Origin of the sequence: Aquimarina sp. RZ0, from assembly GCF_008370685.1 — a bacterium.
GTDB lineage: Bacteria > Bacteroidota > Bacteroidia > Flavobacteriales > Flavobacteriaceae > Aquimarina.
The window spans coordinates 1-14262 of the sequence record NZ_VTZU01000089.1; the positions used below are offsets into that span (position 1 = coordinate 1).

15 protein-coding genes are annotated in these 14262 nt (G+C 31.4%); 10 read left to right on the forward strand and 5 right to left on the reverse strand.

Annotated elements, in window-relative coordinates; genetic code table 11:
- Positions 1-75: 75 nt before the first annotated feature.
- Complete coding sequence (locus tag F0000_RS23330) at positions 76-390, forward strand: hypothetical protein (RefSeq protein WP_149627138.1); 315 nt, start codon at positions 76-78, stop codon at positions 388-390.
- A 208-nt stretch (positions 391-598) separates the two neighbouring features.
- Here F0000_RS23330 and F0000_RS23335 read toward each other — a convergent pair whose 3' ends face one another.
- The gene (locus tag F0000_RS23335; RefSeq protein WP_149627139.1) at positions 599-1159 is read right to left on the reverse strand and encodes an IS630 family transposase; all 561 of its coding nucleotides are present in this window, start codon (positions 1157-1159) and stop codon (positions 599-601) included.
- Positions 1160-1172: 13 nt separating this feature from the next.
- Entirely contained in the window at positions 1173-1667 is a 495-nt protein-coding gene (locus F0000_RS23340) for a winged helix-turn-helix domain-containing protein (RefSeq protein ID WP_149627140.1), read from the reverse strand.
- A gap of 596 nt (positions 1668-2263) precedes the next feature.
- Here F0000_RS23340 and tnpA point away from each other — a divergent pair.
- Positions 2264-2698 (forward strand): IS200/IS605 family transposase, encoded by a 435-nt coding sequence (gene tnpA / locus F0000_RS23345; protein WP_149627141.1) that lies wholly within the window; start codon positions 2264-2266, stop codon positions 2696-2698.
- On the opposite strand, the gene F0000_RS27935 is transcribed toward tnpA, so the two are convergent.
- Positions 2593-2934, reverse strand: coding sequence for a DUF6444 domain-containing protein (locus F0000_RS27935; RefSeq protein WP_188112243.1), 342 nt, complete (start codon positions 2932-2934; stop codon positions 2593-2595). The two genes, tnpA and F0000_RS27935, sit on opposite strands and share 106 nt — an antisense overlap.
- A gap of 129 nt (positions 2935-3063) precedes the next feature.
- On the opposite strand from F0000_RS27935, the gene F0000_RS23350 reads away from it, so the two are divergent.
- The 7 genes from F0000_RS23350 to F0000_RS23380 all read left to right on the forward strand — a co-directional run bounded on the left by F0000_RS23350 (position 3064) and on the right by F0000_RS23380 (position 11022).
- Positions 3064-3663, forward strand: coding sequence for a hypothetical protein (locus tag F0000_RS23350; protein ID WP_149627142.1), 600 nt, complete (start codon positions 3064-3066; stop codon positions 3661-3663).
- Positions 3664-4270: 607 nt separating this feature from the next.
- Positions 4271-5653, forward strand: a complete 1383-nt coding sequence (locus tag F0000_RS23355; RefSeq protein WP_149627143.1) for a glycosyltransferase family 25 protein — start codon at positions 4271-4273, stop codon at positions 5651-5653.
- Positions 5654-5689: 36 nt separating this feature from the next.
- On the forward strand, positions 5690-6337 hold the full coding sequence (locus F0000_RS23360) for a hypothetical protein (protein WP_149627144.1): 648 nt from the start codon (positions 5690-5692) through the stop codon (positions 6335-6337).
- Positions 6338-6970: 633 nt separating this feature from the next.
- Positions 6971-7291 carry a hypothetical protein gene (locus tag F0000_RS23365; RefSeq protein ID WP_149627145.1) on the forward strand — a complete coding sequence of 107 codons (321 nt, stop codon included), beginning with the start codon at positions 6971-6973 and terminating at the stop codon, positions 7289-7291.
- Positions 7292-8776: 1485 nt separating this feature from the next.
- Complete coding sequence (locus F0000_RS23370; RefSeq protein ID WP_188112240.1) at positions 8777-9322, forward strand: RNA polymerase sigma factor; 546 nt, start codon at positions 8777-8779, stop codon at positions 9320-9322.
- Positions 9323-9737: 415 nt separating this feature from the next.
- Positions 9738-10589, forward strand: coding sequence for a transposase (locus F0000_RS23375; RefSeq protein ID WP_149627147.1), 852 nt, complete (start codon positions 9738-9740; stop codon positions 10587-10589).
- A gap of 133 nt (positions 10590-10722) precedes the next feature.
- Complete coding sequence (locus F0000_RS23380; protein ID WP_149627148.1) at positions 10723-11022, forward strand: hypothetical protein; 300 nt, start codon at positions 10723-10725, stop codon at positions 11020-11022.
- Between the two features lie 262 nt (positions 11023-11284).
- Here the strand turns inward: F0000_RS23380 and F0000_RS23385 are convergent, their stop codons facing one another.
- Positions 11285-11536, reverse strand: a complete 252-nt coding sequence (locus F0000_RS23385) for a transposase (RefSeq protein ID WP_188112242.1) — start codon at positions 11534-11536, stop codon at positions 11285-11287.
- A 113-nt stretch (positions 11537-11649) separates the two neighbouring features.
- Complete coding sequence (locus F0000_RS23390) at positions 11650-11982, reverse strand: winged helix-turn-helix domain-containing protein (protein ID WP_149627149.1); 333 nt, start codon at positions 11980-11982, stop codon at positions 11650-11652.
- A gap of 852 nt (positions 11983-12834) precedes the next feature.
- Here F0000_RS23390 and F0000_RS23395 point away from each other — a divergent pair.
- On the forward strand, positions 12835-14238 hold the full coding sequence (locus F0000_RS23395; protein WP_149627150.1) for an aspartate aminotransferase family protein: 1404 nt from the start codon (positions 12835-12837) through the stop codon (positions 14236-14238).
- The last annotated feature ends 24 nt before the right edge of the window (positions 14239-14262 follow it).

The window sequence follows — 14262 nt, forward strand, 5'->3', positions numbered from 1 at the left end:
GGTGAATCGTTAAGAAAAGGAAAATTAAAAAACCAATAATAATAAAATTTAACTATAATTGCAGTATCTCTCAAAGTGGCACCATTTGACCGAAATAGGTGGCACGGTCACTCCGAAATAGCCAAGAAAGCAAACCAAAACCCCAAACATAAAATGGCATTGCTTTTTAGGTGGTATTTTGGATTTAGTAATCACATAGCCTTAATGGGAAAAGAAGAAAATAAAGTAGATTTTCAGGTGCATACAGGTCCATCTTTAGGCTCGTTTAATCAATGGGTCAAAGGAACACAGTTAGAAAACTGGAGAAATAGACATGTACATACTATTGGAGTCAAACTAATGACAGAAACTGCAGAAATATTAGAAAAAGGATATCGTTCAAAAATCTGATACTAATTTATTGACTATTCTTTATCAAAATTGATACTAAAAGCATAAAAATAATAGGGTTACCTATTTAGTTCCCAAAGTATTGAAAATAAGATGCGAAATTTTTAGTTATAAATCGTATTATTAATCAGTTCACGAGACTTAACCCGAAAAATTCAAAAGTGTTATTTTTTCTATTATGCACTTAAATTTAACACTTTATACCAATTTACTTTTTAAATGACGCATAGAATGCATCTATATAATGATGATTAGAAGTAATAGATTTTATAAGTTGATTATCCATTTTTTTCACAAATTGATGTAGCCAATCTTTAAGCTCTTCCATATTTTTAAATCGTTGATTTTTGTACCTATTTTTTATATACTGCCAGACCTGTTCACAGGGATTAAGTTCGGGTGAATATGGAGGTATATTTAGAAGATAAATATTATCAGGTATTTCAATATTTTTGACAGAATGAAACCCAGCATTATTTATCACTACAATTTTGTATTCATTAGGTTTGTATAAAGAAAACTCTTTTAGATAGGCTTCGAATATAGTAGTGTTTACACCATTAATCTCCCAAACAAAGCTATCACCATTAATTGGAGAATAACTGCCATACAAATATGTTGTTTTAAAAACATGCTGGTATTCTACAATTGGTTTGACTCCTGAAGCTGTCAAAAACTTTCCTAAATGTGTCATTAAACCAAACCTTGCTTCATCTTGAAAATATAGATTTACATCAACATACCTCTTTTTATTCAGACTTAATCTAATGTTATCTAGGGTATTAGGTAGTTTTTAAAAAAGCATTTACTGCTTGCTCATCCTTTTTATAATGTGATTTTCTTGGACTTTTTAACTTGGTCTTGAAATGTTTAATTAGATATGCTCTAAGCCAATGATATTTTACTTCAACTCCAAACTCTTTGGCAACCCAATCTACAGCATCCCAATACCCTAAAAATGGATTATCACTAGAATGGACTCGTTTAACTAAGGCTTCATGAATTTCTGTAGTGAATATCTTAGATTTTTTTTGACTAGGAGCATCTGTTAACAAACCTCCAACTCCACCTGATAGATATTTTTTTATCCATCGTTCTTGAGTTCGTAAACTAATTCCATTCTTTGTAGCTGTTTCTTCTCTATTTGTTGAAGAATTTTCTTTCATCCAAATCAACCATAATATGCGACGCTCTTTATGGATACTACTTTGTTTTTTACGGAGCTTTTTTAACTCTTCTAACCCTTCATTTACTTTAAAATATAATCTTTTTGCCATATACTAATATAACAAAAATAAACGTCAAATAATAATTAAATTGGTATTACACCCTTTTTCTAGCTATAGCAGTGAATTTTTCGGGTTAAGAATTATTTATAATGTATAATAAAAGCGTAACAATTAATTATTTAACGATTAATAACACTGACTTTTTGTTCTGTAATCCTTAATTTTTGAATTGTAAAAAAACGAATATCTATTTGCACTAAGAGTAAATTTTTTGGATAAATGATTTTCATTTTGGAACTCAAAATAATTGTCATATCGCAAAACATTGGAGGGAGGTTTTAAAGGGGTGTTTTTGATAGATATTGATAGTTTTTTAAAATTTTATTCCCCTAACCTCTTGAAATAAAGAGGTTAGGGAAATTTACAAAAATTAAGATGATTTGTGTGAAGAAAAAGAGCGTGGAGACGCTCTTTTTTGTTTTACAGTATTTAATCCTTTGTTATAGAGTGAATTGTAATTTTGAATTTTACTGAGACAAACAAATCGAGAATCTTTATTTCAGTATAGAAAACCACCGTCTTTGACGGTGGTAATGTTTTAAAGGCTTTGCCATTTTTAGGTTTACCATCTAAAACTTTTTAAGATGGGTAAATATAGAAAATTAACACACGTATACTACAAATGCGACTATCACATTGTGTTCACACCCAAGTATCGTTTCCGTATTCTTGAAGGGATGATCAAATCATTAGTAGAACATGATTTGCAAACTATTTGCAGTTGGAAAGATGTTGAAATTCAGGAAGCAAACATTCAGCCAGATCATATACATTTGGTTTGTTCAATCCCTCCAAAGTTATCCGTTTCAGAATTCATGGGTATTCTCAAAGGCAAGATTGCAATAAAATTATTCAAGACTTATCCTAAATTAAAGCAAAAGCCATATTGGGGTAACCATTTTTGGTCTCGGGGTTATTTTGTAAGTACGATCGGATTAGATGAAGAGATGATTAAGAGGTCCTCCAGGTTTCTTAAAGATTTCTTCCGGAGAGTTTTAGGCTTCTTAAATGGGTCTTGAGAAGGAGCAACACTACTGTTGCCACTATTTTTTGGATGCTCATATTTAGACAATCGTAATTCCAGTTCTTTGACACGGGTAGTCAAGATGGTAACTTGTTCCAGAAGTTGAGCGATAAGTTCCTTGTCTGTCATTATGATCACTAAAATCTGAAATTTTAAACTAAATTCCAAATAATCAAAGGATAACAATACAACCCGGTGAATAGTTACTGCTGCAGTTATAGAAGGTTTCAATTCAATCGTAGACTTAAATTTTTTTAGGGCAAATTGATTTTAAAACAGTCTTTATTACAGTAGTACATTATGAGCTCAATGTATTAGGATTAATTTCAAACATTTAATATAAATTAAAATAAAGTAAAAATGGATTACAGAGGATCAAATAGGGAGCAAGGAAGCAGTAGTAATAGAAGACCCGGCAAAGGTCCCGGCAAAGGCCCCGGTCGAACAATTCAACAAACGGTAGACAATTACAGAACCAAAGGTAATTTGAATAGATCTAAGGAAATTAAATCAATCATTAGCGACATACCTGGTTTTGATGAAACTGTTAACAACCCTCAAATGCACATAGGTCACGGAATAAGTAGGCAGTCGATAAAAAATCTTATGAATTCGGGAGCTTTAACTGCAAAGCAGGCTCAGGCTTTAAGTAGGAGTCCCAATAATCATTTCACTATTCCATCTGATCAAAGAAGGCATAATAAAGGGAGGGCCACAGACACACATTATCACACATATGATGATGGTTCGCTAACACCTAGATCTAGAGCATTAAGAGAAACTGAAGCAAGTTTGCAAAGGAATTCTCCCAATGCAAGTCGTCGTCTCGAAGAACTTTTAAATCTTCCTCCTTATAGCCCAAAAAGTACCGCAAAACACACTGCTACTCATTACCAATATTCTCCTAAAAGTAACAAGTACAGACAGAGAAGCAGACCCAAATCTCCTGGAAGGAGATAAATTAAATAATTTTTAAAAAGATAACAAGAACCTCTCTAAGGATTTGTGAGAGGTTCTTATTTAACAGTATACGCCCTTACTTACTTATTAATAGTTAACTCTTTAGGTTGTATTACTCTTGATAAAAGTTTTTTATTTATGGGGTCTGAAAGCAATTACTAGTAGCATTAATTATTAAACGATTACTATATCCATTTTCAAGGTCGAATCTTTTTTAGAAGAGTATAAACTGAAAAACCAATAGTTTCAGGTTACAAGTACACTGATATTCAAGTGTTTGTAATACGATTTATAACTAAAAATTTCGCATATTCATCGTTTCTTTTTCCTTTCTACTTCGTTTAAAAAATAAACCGTAGCTATAGCTATGCTTGATTTTTTTGCCTTGCATAAAGAAAAAATAATTCAATGAATTTATACGAATTTTTTAATCACAAATCTTATAAGAGTGTTTGTAAAGATGTTTTTGGATTATTTAAAGAAACCTGACAATTCTTAAAAATACTTATTTTCAACAAATAAGTAAGTACATAAGTTTTTTTGGATAAATTCTAAAGATAAAAAGACTATAACATACTACATTTTATAAAAAAATAATATTAACGTAATGAAAATTAAAACTTACATTGTAAATCTTAATCGTAGAGGTGATAGAAAAAAGGAACTCATCACTAAAATTCCTAGAATCCTGGATTATCAATTCATCTCTGATTTAGGTCTTGACTGCGACGGAAATTTATTAACTGAAAATGATTTTGACACGATAAACTGTTTTGATTGGCAACTGCATGAATCAAATAACGGATACTATAACAGGCCTCTTAAATTAGGGGAAGTGGGGTGTAGCTTATCTCACCTTAATACTTGGAAAGAAGCTGTAAAACAGGATGTACCCTATGTTATGGTTTTGGAAGATGATGTGATTTTTAGAGATGATTTTTCTGAGCAGATAAATAAAGCATTAAAATTTTTGCAAACCAATTATCCAAAGTGGGACCTATTATATTTAGGTAGAATTCCATTAGAAAAGGACAAAAAAATAATAAATGAGCAAATTGTTGCTCCTGGTTATTCTTATGGAGCATATGCCTATATCGTATCCAAAAAGGGAATTGAGAAGCTTTTAAAATCGAATTTAGAAAGTAACATTATTCCTAGTGATGAGTTTTTACCAGCAATGTATATTGATCATCCAAGAGAAGATATACAAAAGATATTTAAAAAATCTTTACAAGCGTATGCCTTGCATGAAAGCATTGTATTTCCGGGTGATCCCAATATTATTGGAAGTGATACAGAAGAATCATCTTATATAATGAAAGAAAGACAGGAGATAAAAAAAGATCATAATTGGCTTAATAACAACCTTGAAAATCCGGTAATTGAAAATACTCTTTTGGATATATCTGACTGGAAGCTATGGTGTGAGCGATATGTGGATCCTTTAATTTTAAAAAATTTCGGATCAGCATTGGTACAGGAAGTAGCTGAAGATGTGATTCAATTCCCTTTATTTACAGAAAAATTCTGTCAGGATCTTCTTGATTTAGTATCAAAACATGATTGGATTGAATATCCAAAATTTGCTCCTGAATTTCAAAGTTTTGAAACATTAAATATTGATTTCCATTCTTTCAAATCATTATTATCTCAATTTATAGTTCCAATTATTGAAAGCTTCTGGCACACTGTGCCAGCAAGTGAAATGGCTATCAGAGCAGATGTTGAAAAATTCGATAGTCAAAAAAAGACATTTTCTAATTTACATCATGATGACTGTTTTTTAAGTCTTTCTATTAGATTAAATGAAGACTTTTATGGTGGAGGAACTTTTTTTCCGAGGCTAAATAAAACAATAACACCCAAAAAAATAGGTTGGGCAATTTGCTATCCTGGTTCTGTTACACATAGACATGCGGAATATCCATTGGATTTTGGTGATCAATATTCTTTAAAAATACATATCTATGATAGTATAGGTGGATACTAAAATGTGATATAATAATAGTAAGTAATACAAGTAACAATGGAAAATAATTCAAAAAAATTGAACATAACAAATACAAGAAACTGGTATACCTGGTGCTCATCATATATTAACCCTATTGTCCTTAGAGGAGAATTGGAGTTGATGATTGATAAAATAGATACAGATATAATTGAGTTTCCTTTGTTTACAAAACAGTTCTGCGATGAAATAATACAACTTGCAGAACAAAATACCTGGTTGACAGACAGGCATGGTAGCTACCCTACTACAGATCAAGAGCTGTCTACCTTAAAAATGAACAGCATCTACCAAAAAGTGTTAGAAGAGTTTGTCTATCCGATTTGGAAAAAGTTTTGGGATTTAAATGACCAATATCTTTATTTAGATAGTGAAAATTTTATTGTAAAATATGATATTCATAATCAAGGAAGCCTTAATCTACACCACGACGGATCACTAATTACGATGAATCTACGATTGAATGATGATTTTGAAGGAGGAGGCACTTTTATTCCAAAATTTAATAAAGTAATCAATCCTTCAGAAATTGGATCTATAATTGCACATCCTGGCAGAATAACACATAAGCATGGTGGACGACCTGTAAAATCTGGCACTCGTTATATTTTGATAACGTTTACTAAAAATAGAAGATTACAATACGATCTAAACAGATTTGTATGACATGTCATTTTATATATAATACATAATAATTAATAATTTAAAAATTAATAATATGGGAAGACCAACACTTAAACCATTAGACCTATCAAAGGCTACAAAACCGATGTTAAATAATGAAGCAAACCAAGGTAGAATACCTGAAAAGATCAAATTAATGCAGGAGATAGAATAAAAGGTATCCAAGAGCTTATAGACCTAAAGCTCCTAATACTCCTAATACTCCTAAAACTCCTAAAAAGAACAGGGGTAATCGTATCTAAAATCAAGGAGCTGTTAGTCAATGAATTGGATATGCCATTCTTCTGTTGAGCACTCAAGAAAATGATGGACAGCAAGTGTTCAATAGAATTGAATAGAAATTTTATTAACTCACCTTACACAATTAGAGAAGTTTTTTCTTGTTTTCATTAAAAAACCTGTTGAGAAATCTCTTCTTCTTAAAAAAATAACATTCTCTGTGTTTTCAGCGATCAAAATAGGTTTATCTAGAATTAGGAAAACCAATAAGTCTAATGTGTAATATTATGAAAAACAAATAAATACACGTTTGTTAACACTGGTGCTAAATTTTCAAAATAGTTGTGTGTAAGGTGAGTTAATAAATATTTTCAGTAAACTAAAAAAATAAAACAAATGAAACCTTATCACATTGATTTTTATAAAGTATTGGGTATTAGTAATACTGCAACTAATAAACAAATACAGGAAGGGTATCAACATGCGGTAAGTCATTATCAATCCTTAAAAACAATTGATACTAAGATTACGATTCGTTTTTTTGATCAGGTAATGAAAATCCTGATTAGTGCAAGACATACCCTGATGCTTACAGAAATCAAAACACCTTATCTGCTTGCCTATGCCAAAAATCATGGAGGTCTCTTGCCTCAGGGCATAACAAGCAATGGAAATACGTATGAAAGAGAACTATATCTGCAGCAATTAATAGATTAGTTAGAGATCAGAAAAACTAAAAAAAATATGGACTCACTTCTGATGGTTTTGGTCACCAGAGCAACAAACCGAAAAATAAATTTCTTCAAATGAGAAGCGTTAGTCAGTTCATTAATAAATTCACTGAATATAGAAAGTATTCATTTATAAATAATATGTGCCATTGACATACTAATCTAATAGACTGTGTTTTATTCTAAAAAGCTATGTGACAAATACTTCCAGTTAAAATTATTGTTCTGGATGTCAACTACTTTTTCGCTAACTCCCGTTGGTTATAGAACTCAATGACTTGTTTTTTAATTATATCCCAATCATTGGTGATGCTAAACATAATAATTGAAATCATCTTTGGTGATCGTGTCAATTTATTTTATTAGGAACTCTGTAGGGAACCATTCGATGTACTGCATCGCCAAAAAGATAGACTAAATAAGTTACTTGTATGTCTTGAAAACCAAATCAGTAGATGTACTCCACCTCTCGCCCACAGAAGCTACCTCAAGCAGTGTATTTGATTGATTCGCCCGAATGCTAAATAAGTTTTTACTGTTAAAAAAACTCACCACTTCTTTACAATAAGAGTCAGTATCTATATGTGCCCGGTTAGGGTATAGCTCTTTATCAAATACTACATCAAAGATTCTTCGATGAGTGGCTAATTGCTCGGTTTTAACATTGCAGTTATCATTTCTACCTTCAATATAGATAGGATTTTTTTAACCCTAGCTACTCTGGAGAAATGCCTTTTTTTATTCTTGTAACTACAGGTAATATCATGTTTTTATGTGATAATAAATTGATTTTCAAAATTATATGTCAATTCTGAAGCTTCACTTGTAGTATCAAAAATATCAAAATGTTTTACACAACGAATCAATAGTTCTATTCATTCGCGGATTGGTTGTTATCTCCAGACGTGAGATTCTGAACAACAAAGAAGGTGAATGCCCTCACTGTTCTGAGAAAACCTACTTCGTACAATCATAGATAAGAGGGCTAAGTGCAAATCCCGTATGCATAGCTTCACAGAATACACAGAATCGTATAGTTTTGACACCCTTAACCTGGGTTTATTCATGGTTTTTAATGAAACTATATGAAATCACTTGATATTATTGATTTTTATAAAATCTTGAAGTAGCCTAAATTTGGGCTATATTATTTCACTCCTCAACCATTGTAAGTCCTTGTAATTCATATCGTTTTGAAAAACAAATGAATCTCGATGAATAATCCGGGTTAAAACTTTAGTTTAACCATTATACATTTTTTTATCAAATTGATAGGGTGTATAAGCTTTTTAACTGTCTTTATAGAGTAGTACAGAGTAGTACAGTTGTCAATTATCTATAAATAGAGATAAAAATGAAAAAAATTGTTAAAAAAATCGTTAAAAAAATTAAAGAACTTTGTAAAGATTTACCAGCAGCATGCAGTTATTCGATTCGAAGATAAAATGTGTCTTTTAAAAAATAAAAAATGATGAAACAGAAAGTAAACATACTCCCGACCATTGAGAAAGAATATACCAATATTTTCAACCAGTATTCAGACCAACTTTGCAAACTCTTATATAACAGGTTTGGAGATTATGAAAAAGCAAAGGATATCACTCAGGAAAGTTTTTTAAAGTTATGGAACAATCGATATAAAGTCTCTTATAACAAAGTAAAAGGATATCTTTTTGTAGTTGCCAATAATACTTATATCAATAGTTTGTATAAAAATAAAGTAAGAAATAACTATGCCAAAGAGATAGAGTCAGAGAGACATCCAGTATCCATTATGGAAGCCCCAGATTATAAAATGGAAGAAAAAGACTTTTTGACAGCTTTGCAAGCAGCAATCAATAAATTACCTACTAAGCAACGTGAGGTTTTGATTATGAATCGTTTTGATCAAAAAAGTTACAAAGAGGTCGCCACCGAACTTAATATATCCATCAAAACTGTAGAAAAACGCATGCAGGCTGCATTTATAGCTATTACTAAAGCTGTAGGTACGGATATAAAGAAGTATAGGCTTTAAGTGATAACTATCCTGGGGCGAGTTCCTGTAGTAAATTTCTGAGACAAAAATCATATGGCTATCAGAAATTTCACATAATGTTTATTTTTTGAGAACACGATCCTACTCTAATCCTACTTTGTCATCTTATAAAAAGAAGGCGAAATATTTTAGTAAATGATAGTAAACGCCTTATTTTAGTCATATAATATAGTATTACAAATTAAACACAAGTGGGCTAGACTAGATAGCACCCGCCAAAAAAAATGATTCAGAAACTTTAAAATTTCTGGATTCTATTGAATCTGAGTTCACTTCTTTCTTTTCAAAATTCACAGATCGATTTAAGGTCGTTAAATTTTCATATTGACAACATGCCTTCGATTATTTTCAATCACTTTTCAAATTTGAGAAGAAGAAGGCTAATTGCCAATATATTGCAGATCACTTGTCAACTCTGAATCAGCAAAGTATTAATCATTTTGTTAATAGCGATTTATGGTCTTATAGAGTATTGATGTATCAAGTAGCTTTAGCTTCTTCCGAGTTGTTTTTACAGAGCAACCCACCTACTGCATTATTGATTGATGAAGTGGGTTTTCGTAAAAAAGGTAAGATGTCTGCCTGTGTTTCCAGGCAATATTTAGGTTGTATTGGAAAAACAGATAATGGTCAAATAGCTGTAGCGGTAGGACTTTCACAGTCAGAATATTATACCCTTATAGATATGCGTTTGTTCATGCCAAAGGAATGGGAATCTGATACAATAAGGAGAGAAAAATGCAATATCCCTGAACAAGAAAAGCATCTTAGTAAACCAGAAATAGCCAAGAAAATAATAGAAGATGCGCTGGCTAAAGGAGTAAAATCCGATTATATAAACTTTGACGCACTTTATGGTAGTGCTATTTTTTTATTGGAATATTTAGTGGATAAACAGCTTAATTTTATAGGTGATATCCGAAGTGATCAACGGATTTATTTCAATTATGATCCTGATGAAAAATGTAGGGTGGATAAATACATAGTCAGTTTATCAGAAGATGATTTTCAGAAAATTGATATCCGAAAGTCCACCAAAGGAATCCTAAAGGAAAAATTCCATTATACTAAGGTACAGGTGTTGACTACCAATCATAGGTGGCTGGATCTGATATTAGTAGTCAGAAAAGATGCGGATGGAAAAACCAAATATTCTTTAACAAATATGGAAGATGACCATCTTATACGATTTATAACTAAAAATTTCGCATATTCATCGTTTCTTTTTCCTTTCTACTTCGTTTAAAAAATAAACCGTAGCTATAGCTATGCTTGATTTTTTTGCCTTGCATAAAGAAAAAATAATTCAATGAATTTATACGAATTTTTTAATCACAAATCGTATTAAAGAGTTAGCTCAAAAACAGGGACAAAGGATATTGATAGAACAAATTTTTAAAGAAGGTAAAAACTTAGTAGGAATGGAAGATTATCAAATCAGAGGATGGCATGGCTTTCATAATCATATGGCAATTTGTATGATGGCTATGTTATTGATTACTAAAGTCAAACTAAAAAACAGTAAAGAAAAATATACTGCCGCTACAATTAAGAAAATTGTCAACCTGTGCATAAAAACTAAAATAGAAGAACCACAACTAGCTATCAAGTTAATTTTGGAACAGCATCAAAGGTATATAAATCAGCTTTTAAGGAATCAGAAAAAATATAAAACATAAGATGACAAAGTAGGATTAGGCATGATTCAACATTTAGAAAAAAACAAACTGATTAGTTACGATGATTTTACAGTATTTTGTATTCATAAGTTTTCGATTTCAGAGTGTTTTATTGAGTATTTTGGTTGAGTTTTACTTACTCACCTTACGCAAAATTGGGATTATATTTTTTAATTTTAACATTTGAATTGTTGACTACTATATTTGTATTTCTATGGAGAATTTTGCTGACCTCTACACGGATTATTTACTCACATCAAGTTCATATACTACAGCAACAGGCATGTATTCTAAGGAGTTTAATATTATTTGGTATTAGCATATCTTTTGTCGAATGAAATCCTACATTATCAATTACTACTATTTTTAACTCATTAGGTTTATGTTCTGATAATTGTTTTAAATAGTTATGAAAAATTTCTTTGTTCACATTTTCTACCTCTAAGACCATACTCTCACCATTGATTGGGGAATACGCACCATAGAGGTATGTGTTTCTTAACCTTAGGGGCAACAGCTTTAGCCGTGATAACTGTACCTACTTGGGTTTTTAAGCCAAAACGGGCTTCATCTTGAAAATAAAGATTTATTGAATCGTAGATATCTTTATTTAGACTTAATCTTAATTCAGAAATTAGATTTGGTAAGTTTTAAAAAATCAGCCTGAGCTTCTGGATCTTTTTTAATATGAGATTTTCTTGGTTGTTTGATTTTACAACCAAAAACATCAATCATATATTCGCGTAGTGTATTGTATGGGTAGCTAATACCGTATTGCTCTATAACCCAATTTACTGTCTGAACATAACTCTCAAAACCTTGATAGCTATCATTCAACCTTTTGGATAAACCAGTATGAACAGCTTTGGTAATTTTACGCTTTTTAGCCTTCCTAGGTTTTGAACCAATTAACATAGCTTCAATACCCTCCTGTTTATATGTTTTTAACCATAACTCCATGGTTCGAACATTATAACCTAAATGAGTTGATAAATCAGATTACTTTTTAAAGGTCTTTTCTTTTATATGAAGCAACGATTGTAATTGTAAAACATTCTTAGAATCTGACTCTTTACGAATCATAGAACGTAGTTATAATGAAGTCTCTAATACGATTTACGGGTGAGAATTTCGTAAAAATAATGGCAAGGATTTTTCGCTAGATTGATGAATCAAATTAAAGAATAGCCATAGCTATTGTTTCATTTTATGAAGAAAATATAGTAGAAAAAGAATATCATTAGATGCGAAATTTTTATTCGTAAATCATATAATACCTCAAATGATATGTGTTTGCCCATATTCAAATATACGAAATATTATCTCGTAAATGGTGTTATTTCCTTTATATCTAAAAAACTGAATAAAAAAGTAGGGATATTGTGTTTTAAGCTGTTATTGATATATAACTTTTAAATATCTAATACTCTTTAAAACATGAAAAATTTAATTTCTCCATTTTATTTTTATCATTGTCTCATTTGCATTTATTCTTTTTTTGAAAAGATAGCACCTCATTAGCTGCAAATTCCTTCTCTGTAGAAATTCTTAGATAGACTAAGGATTCTGAATAATCATGAAAGGGAACGTTTTAATTCCTGAGGGTTTAATTCCCCGAGGCTTGTCTCGTTCCAGGAGGAAATTTTGAAAACCTTAGGTTTTCAATCAAGTCCACTGAAATTCAAACAAACATCTCGTATGCTTGCATCGAGGAAATTTATTAGGGATACTTTAAGAGCATGTTTAAAAACTCTAAATTTTATATCCTAATACTGATTACCCTAGCTATTAAGAATTCAAACTACAAATTATATGCGTAATTTATCAGATTTTCATTTAACGGAAGCTCCAAGAATTATTTCCAAGAATATCCCAGACAAAAACTCAAAACATCTTCTTCAAAGGCAAAAAGAAATAGAAGGAGCAGTTGTTTCTTATCCGGTGATTATGCCTATAGGTATAGCTCGTGCCCAAGGTGCGATTATTGAAGATGTAGACGGCAATCAGTTTATTGATTTTTTTGCGGGTTGTGGAGTTTTGAATGTTGGCCATAGTAATCCTTTTGTTTTAAAGTATGTCCAGGAACAGCAAGAATATTTGATCCATGCGTTGGATTTTCCAACCGAAAACAAGATTGATTTTATAGAAAATCTTCTAAGTAGATTACCCATTAGTTTAAGAAATGATTACAAGGTATCCTTTGGAGGTCCTACAGGTTCAGATGCGGTGGAATCAGCAATTAAATTAGCTAAAATTAAAACAGGTCGTGATGGTATTATCGCCTTTACCGGAGGTTATCATGGGATGAGTTCCGGAGCTTTGGCAGTTACCTCAAATAAGACTTTTAGGAACAGATTTACCTCTCTTATTCCGAATGTTAGTTTTGTTCCGTATAGTTATTGCTATCGTTGTCCTTTTGGTAAGGAAGTATCGAGTTGTTCTTATGATTGTGTTGATCATTTTAGCTGGATATTGGAGAATTCTCATTCGGGAGTAGTTAAGCCCGCAGCGATCATTCTAGAACCTCTGCAAGGAGAAGGGGGGAATATTTTACCAAAGTCAGGATATCTTAAGAAAATTACACAAATAGCTCAAGAACACGGAGTCATTGTAATTTTAGATGAAATTCAGAGTGGTTTTTATAGAACAGGATCTTTTCTGGAGTTTATGAATTCTGATGTAGTTCCAGATATTATCACTTTTTCCAAGGGTTTTGGTGGTATTGGTTTTCCTCTTTCAGGGTTGATATATCGCAAAGATATTGAAGCTTGGGGGGAAGCGTCTCATATAGGTACTTTTAGAGCGAACCAGGTAAGTATTGCGGCTGCTAGGGGGGCTTTAGATTTTATAGACGCTTATGAAATTGCGACTCATGTAGAAATGATTAGTAAATATGTGTTCGATAAACTAAACATTTTACAATCCATATCTTCTTGTATTGGGGATATACGTGGTAAGGGACTTATGATCGGTGTGGAGTTTGTAAAAGACAAGAATACAAAGAAACCTTTTCCAGAATTTTTAAAAGAGTTTAGAAAGGTTTGTTTTCAAAAAGGGTTATTGTTCGAGGTTGGAGGTCACTATAATAATGTTATGCGATTAGTTCCACCACTGATCATTACCAAAAAAATAGTGGATCAGGCTATCAAAATTATGACCACTAGCCTTTTGGAATGTCAAAAAAATAAAACACTAAACCCTGAATTTCAAATATGACTTTCTCTTTACATTGGAAACAAA

Coding starts and splice junctions, on each gene's coding strand:
- F0000_RS23340 (WP_149627140.1), bottom strand. CDS start 1,667: ATGGCAAAAAGATTATATTTTAAAGTAAATGAAGGGTTAGAAGAGTTA.
- tnpA (WP_149627141.1), top strand. CDS start 2,264: ATGGGTAAATATAGAAAATTAACACACGTATACTACAAATGCGACTAT.
- F0000_RS23350 (WP_149627142.1), top strand. CDS start 3,064: ATGGATTACAGAGGATCAAATAGGGAGCAAGGAAGCAGTAGTAATAGA.
- F0000_RS23355 (WP_149627143.1), top strand. CDS start 4,271: ATGAAAATTAAAACTTACATTGTAAATCTTAATCGTAGAGGTGATAGA.
- F0000_RS23360 (WP_149627144.1), top strand. CDS start 5,690: ATGGAAAATAATTCAAAAAAATTGAACATAACAAATACAAGAAACTGG.
- F0000_RS23365 (WP_149627145.1), top strand. CDS start 6,971: ATGAAACCTTATCACATTGATTTTTATAAAGTATTGGGTATTAGTAAT.
- F0000_RS23370 (WP_188112240.1), top strand. CDS start 8,777: ATGAAACAGAAAGTAAACATACTCCCGACCATTGAGAAAGAATATACC.
- F0000_RS23390 (WP_149627149.1), bottom strand. CDS start 11,982: ATGGAGTTATGGTTAAAAACATATAAACAGGAGGGTATTGAAGCTATG.
- F0000_RS23395 (WP_149627150.1), top strand. CDS start 12,835: ATGCGTAATTTATCAGATTTTCATTTAACGGAAGCTCCAAGAATTATT.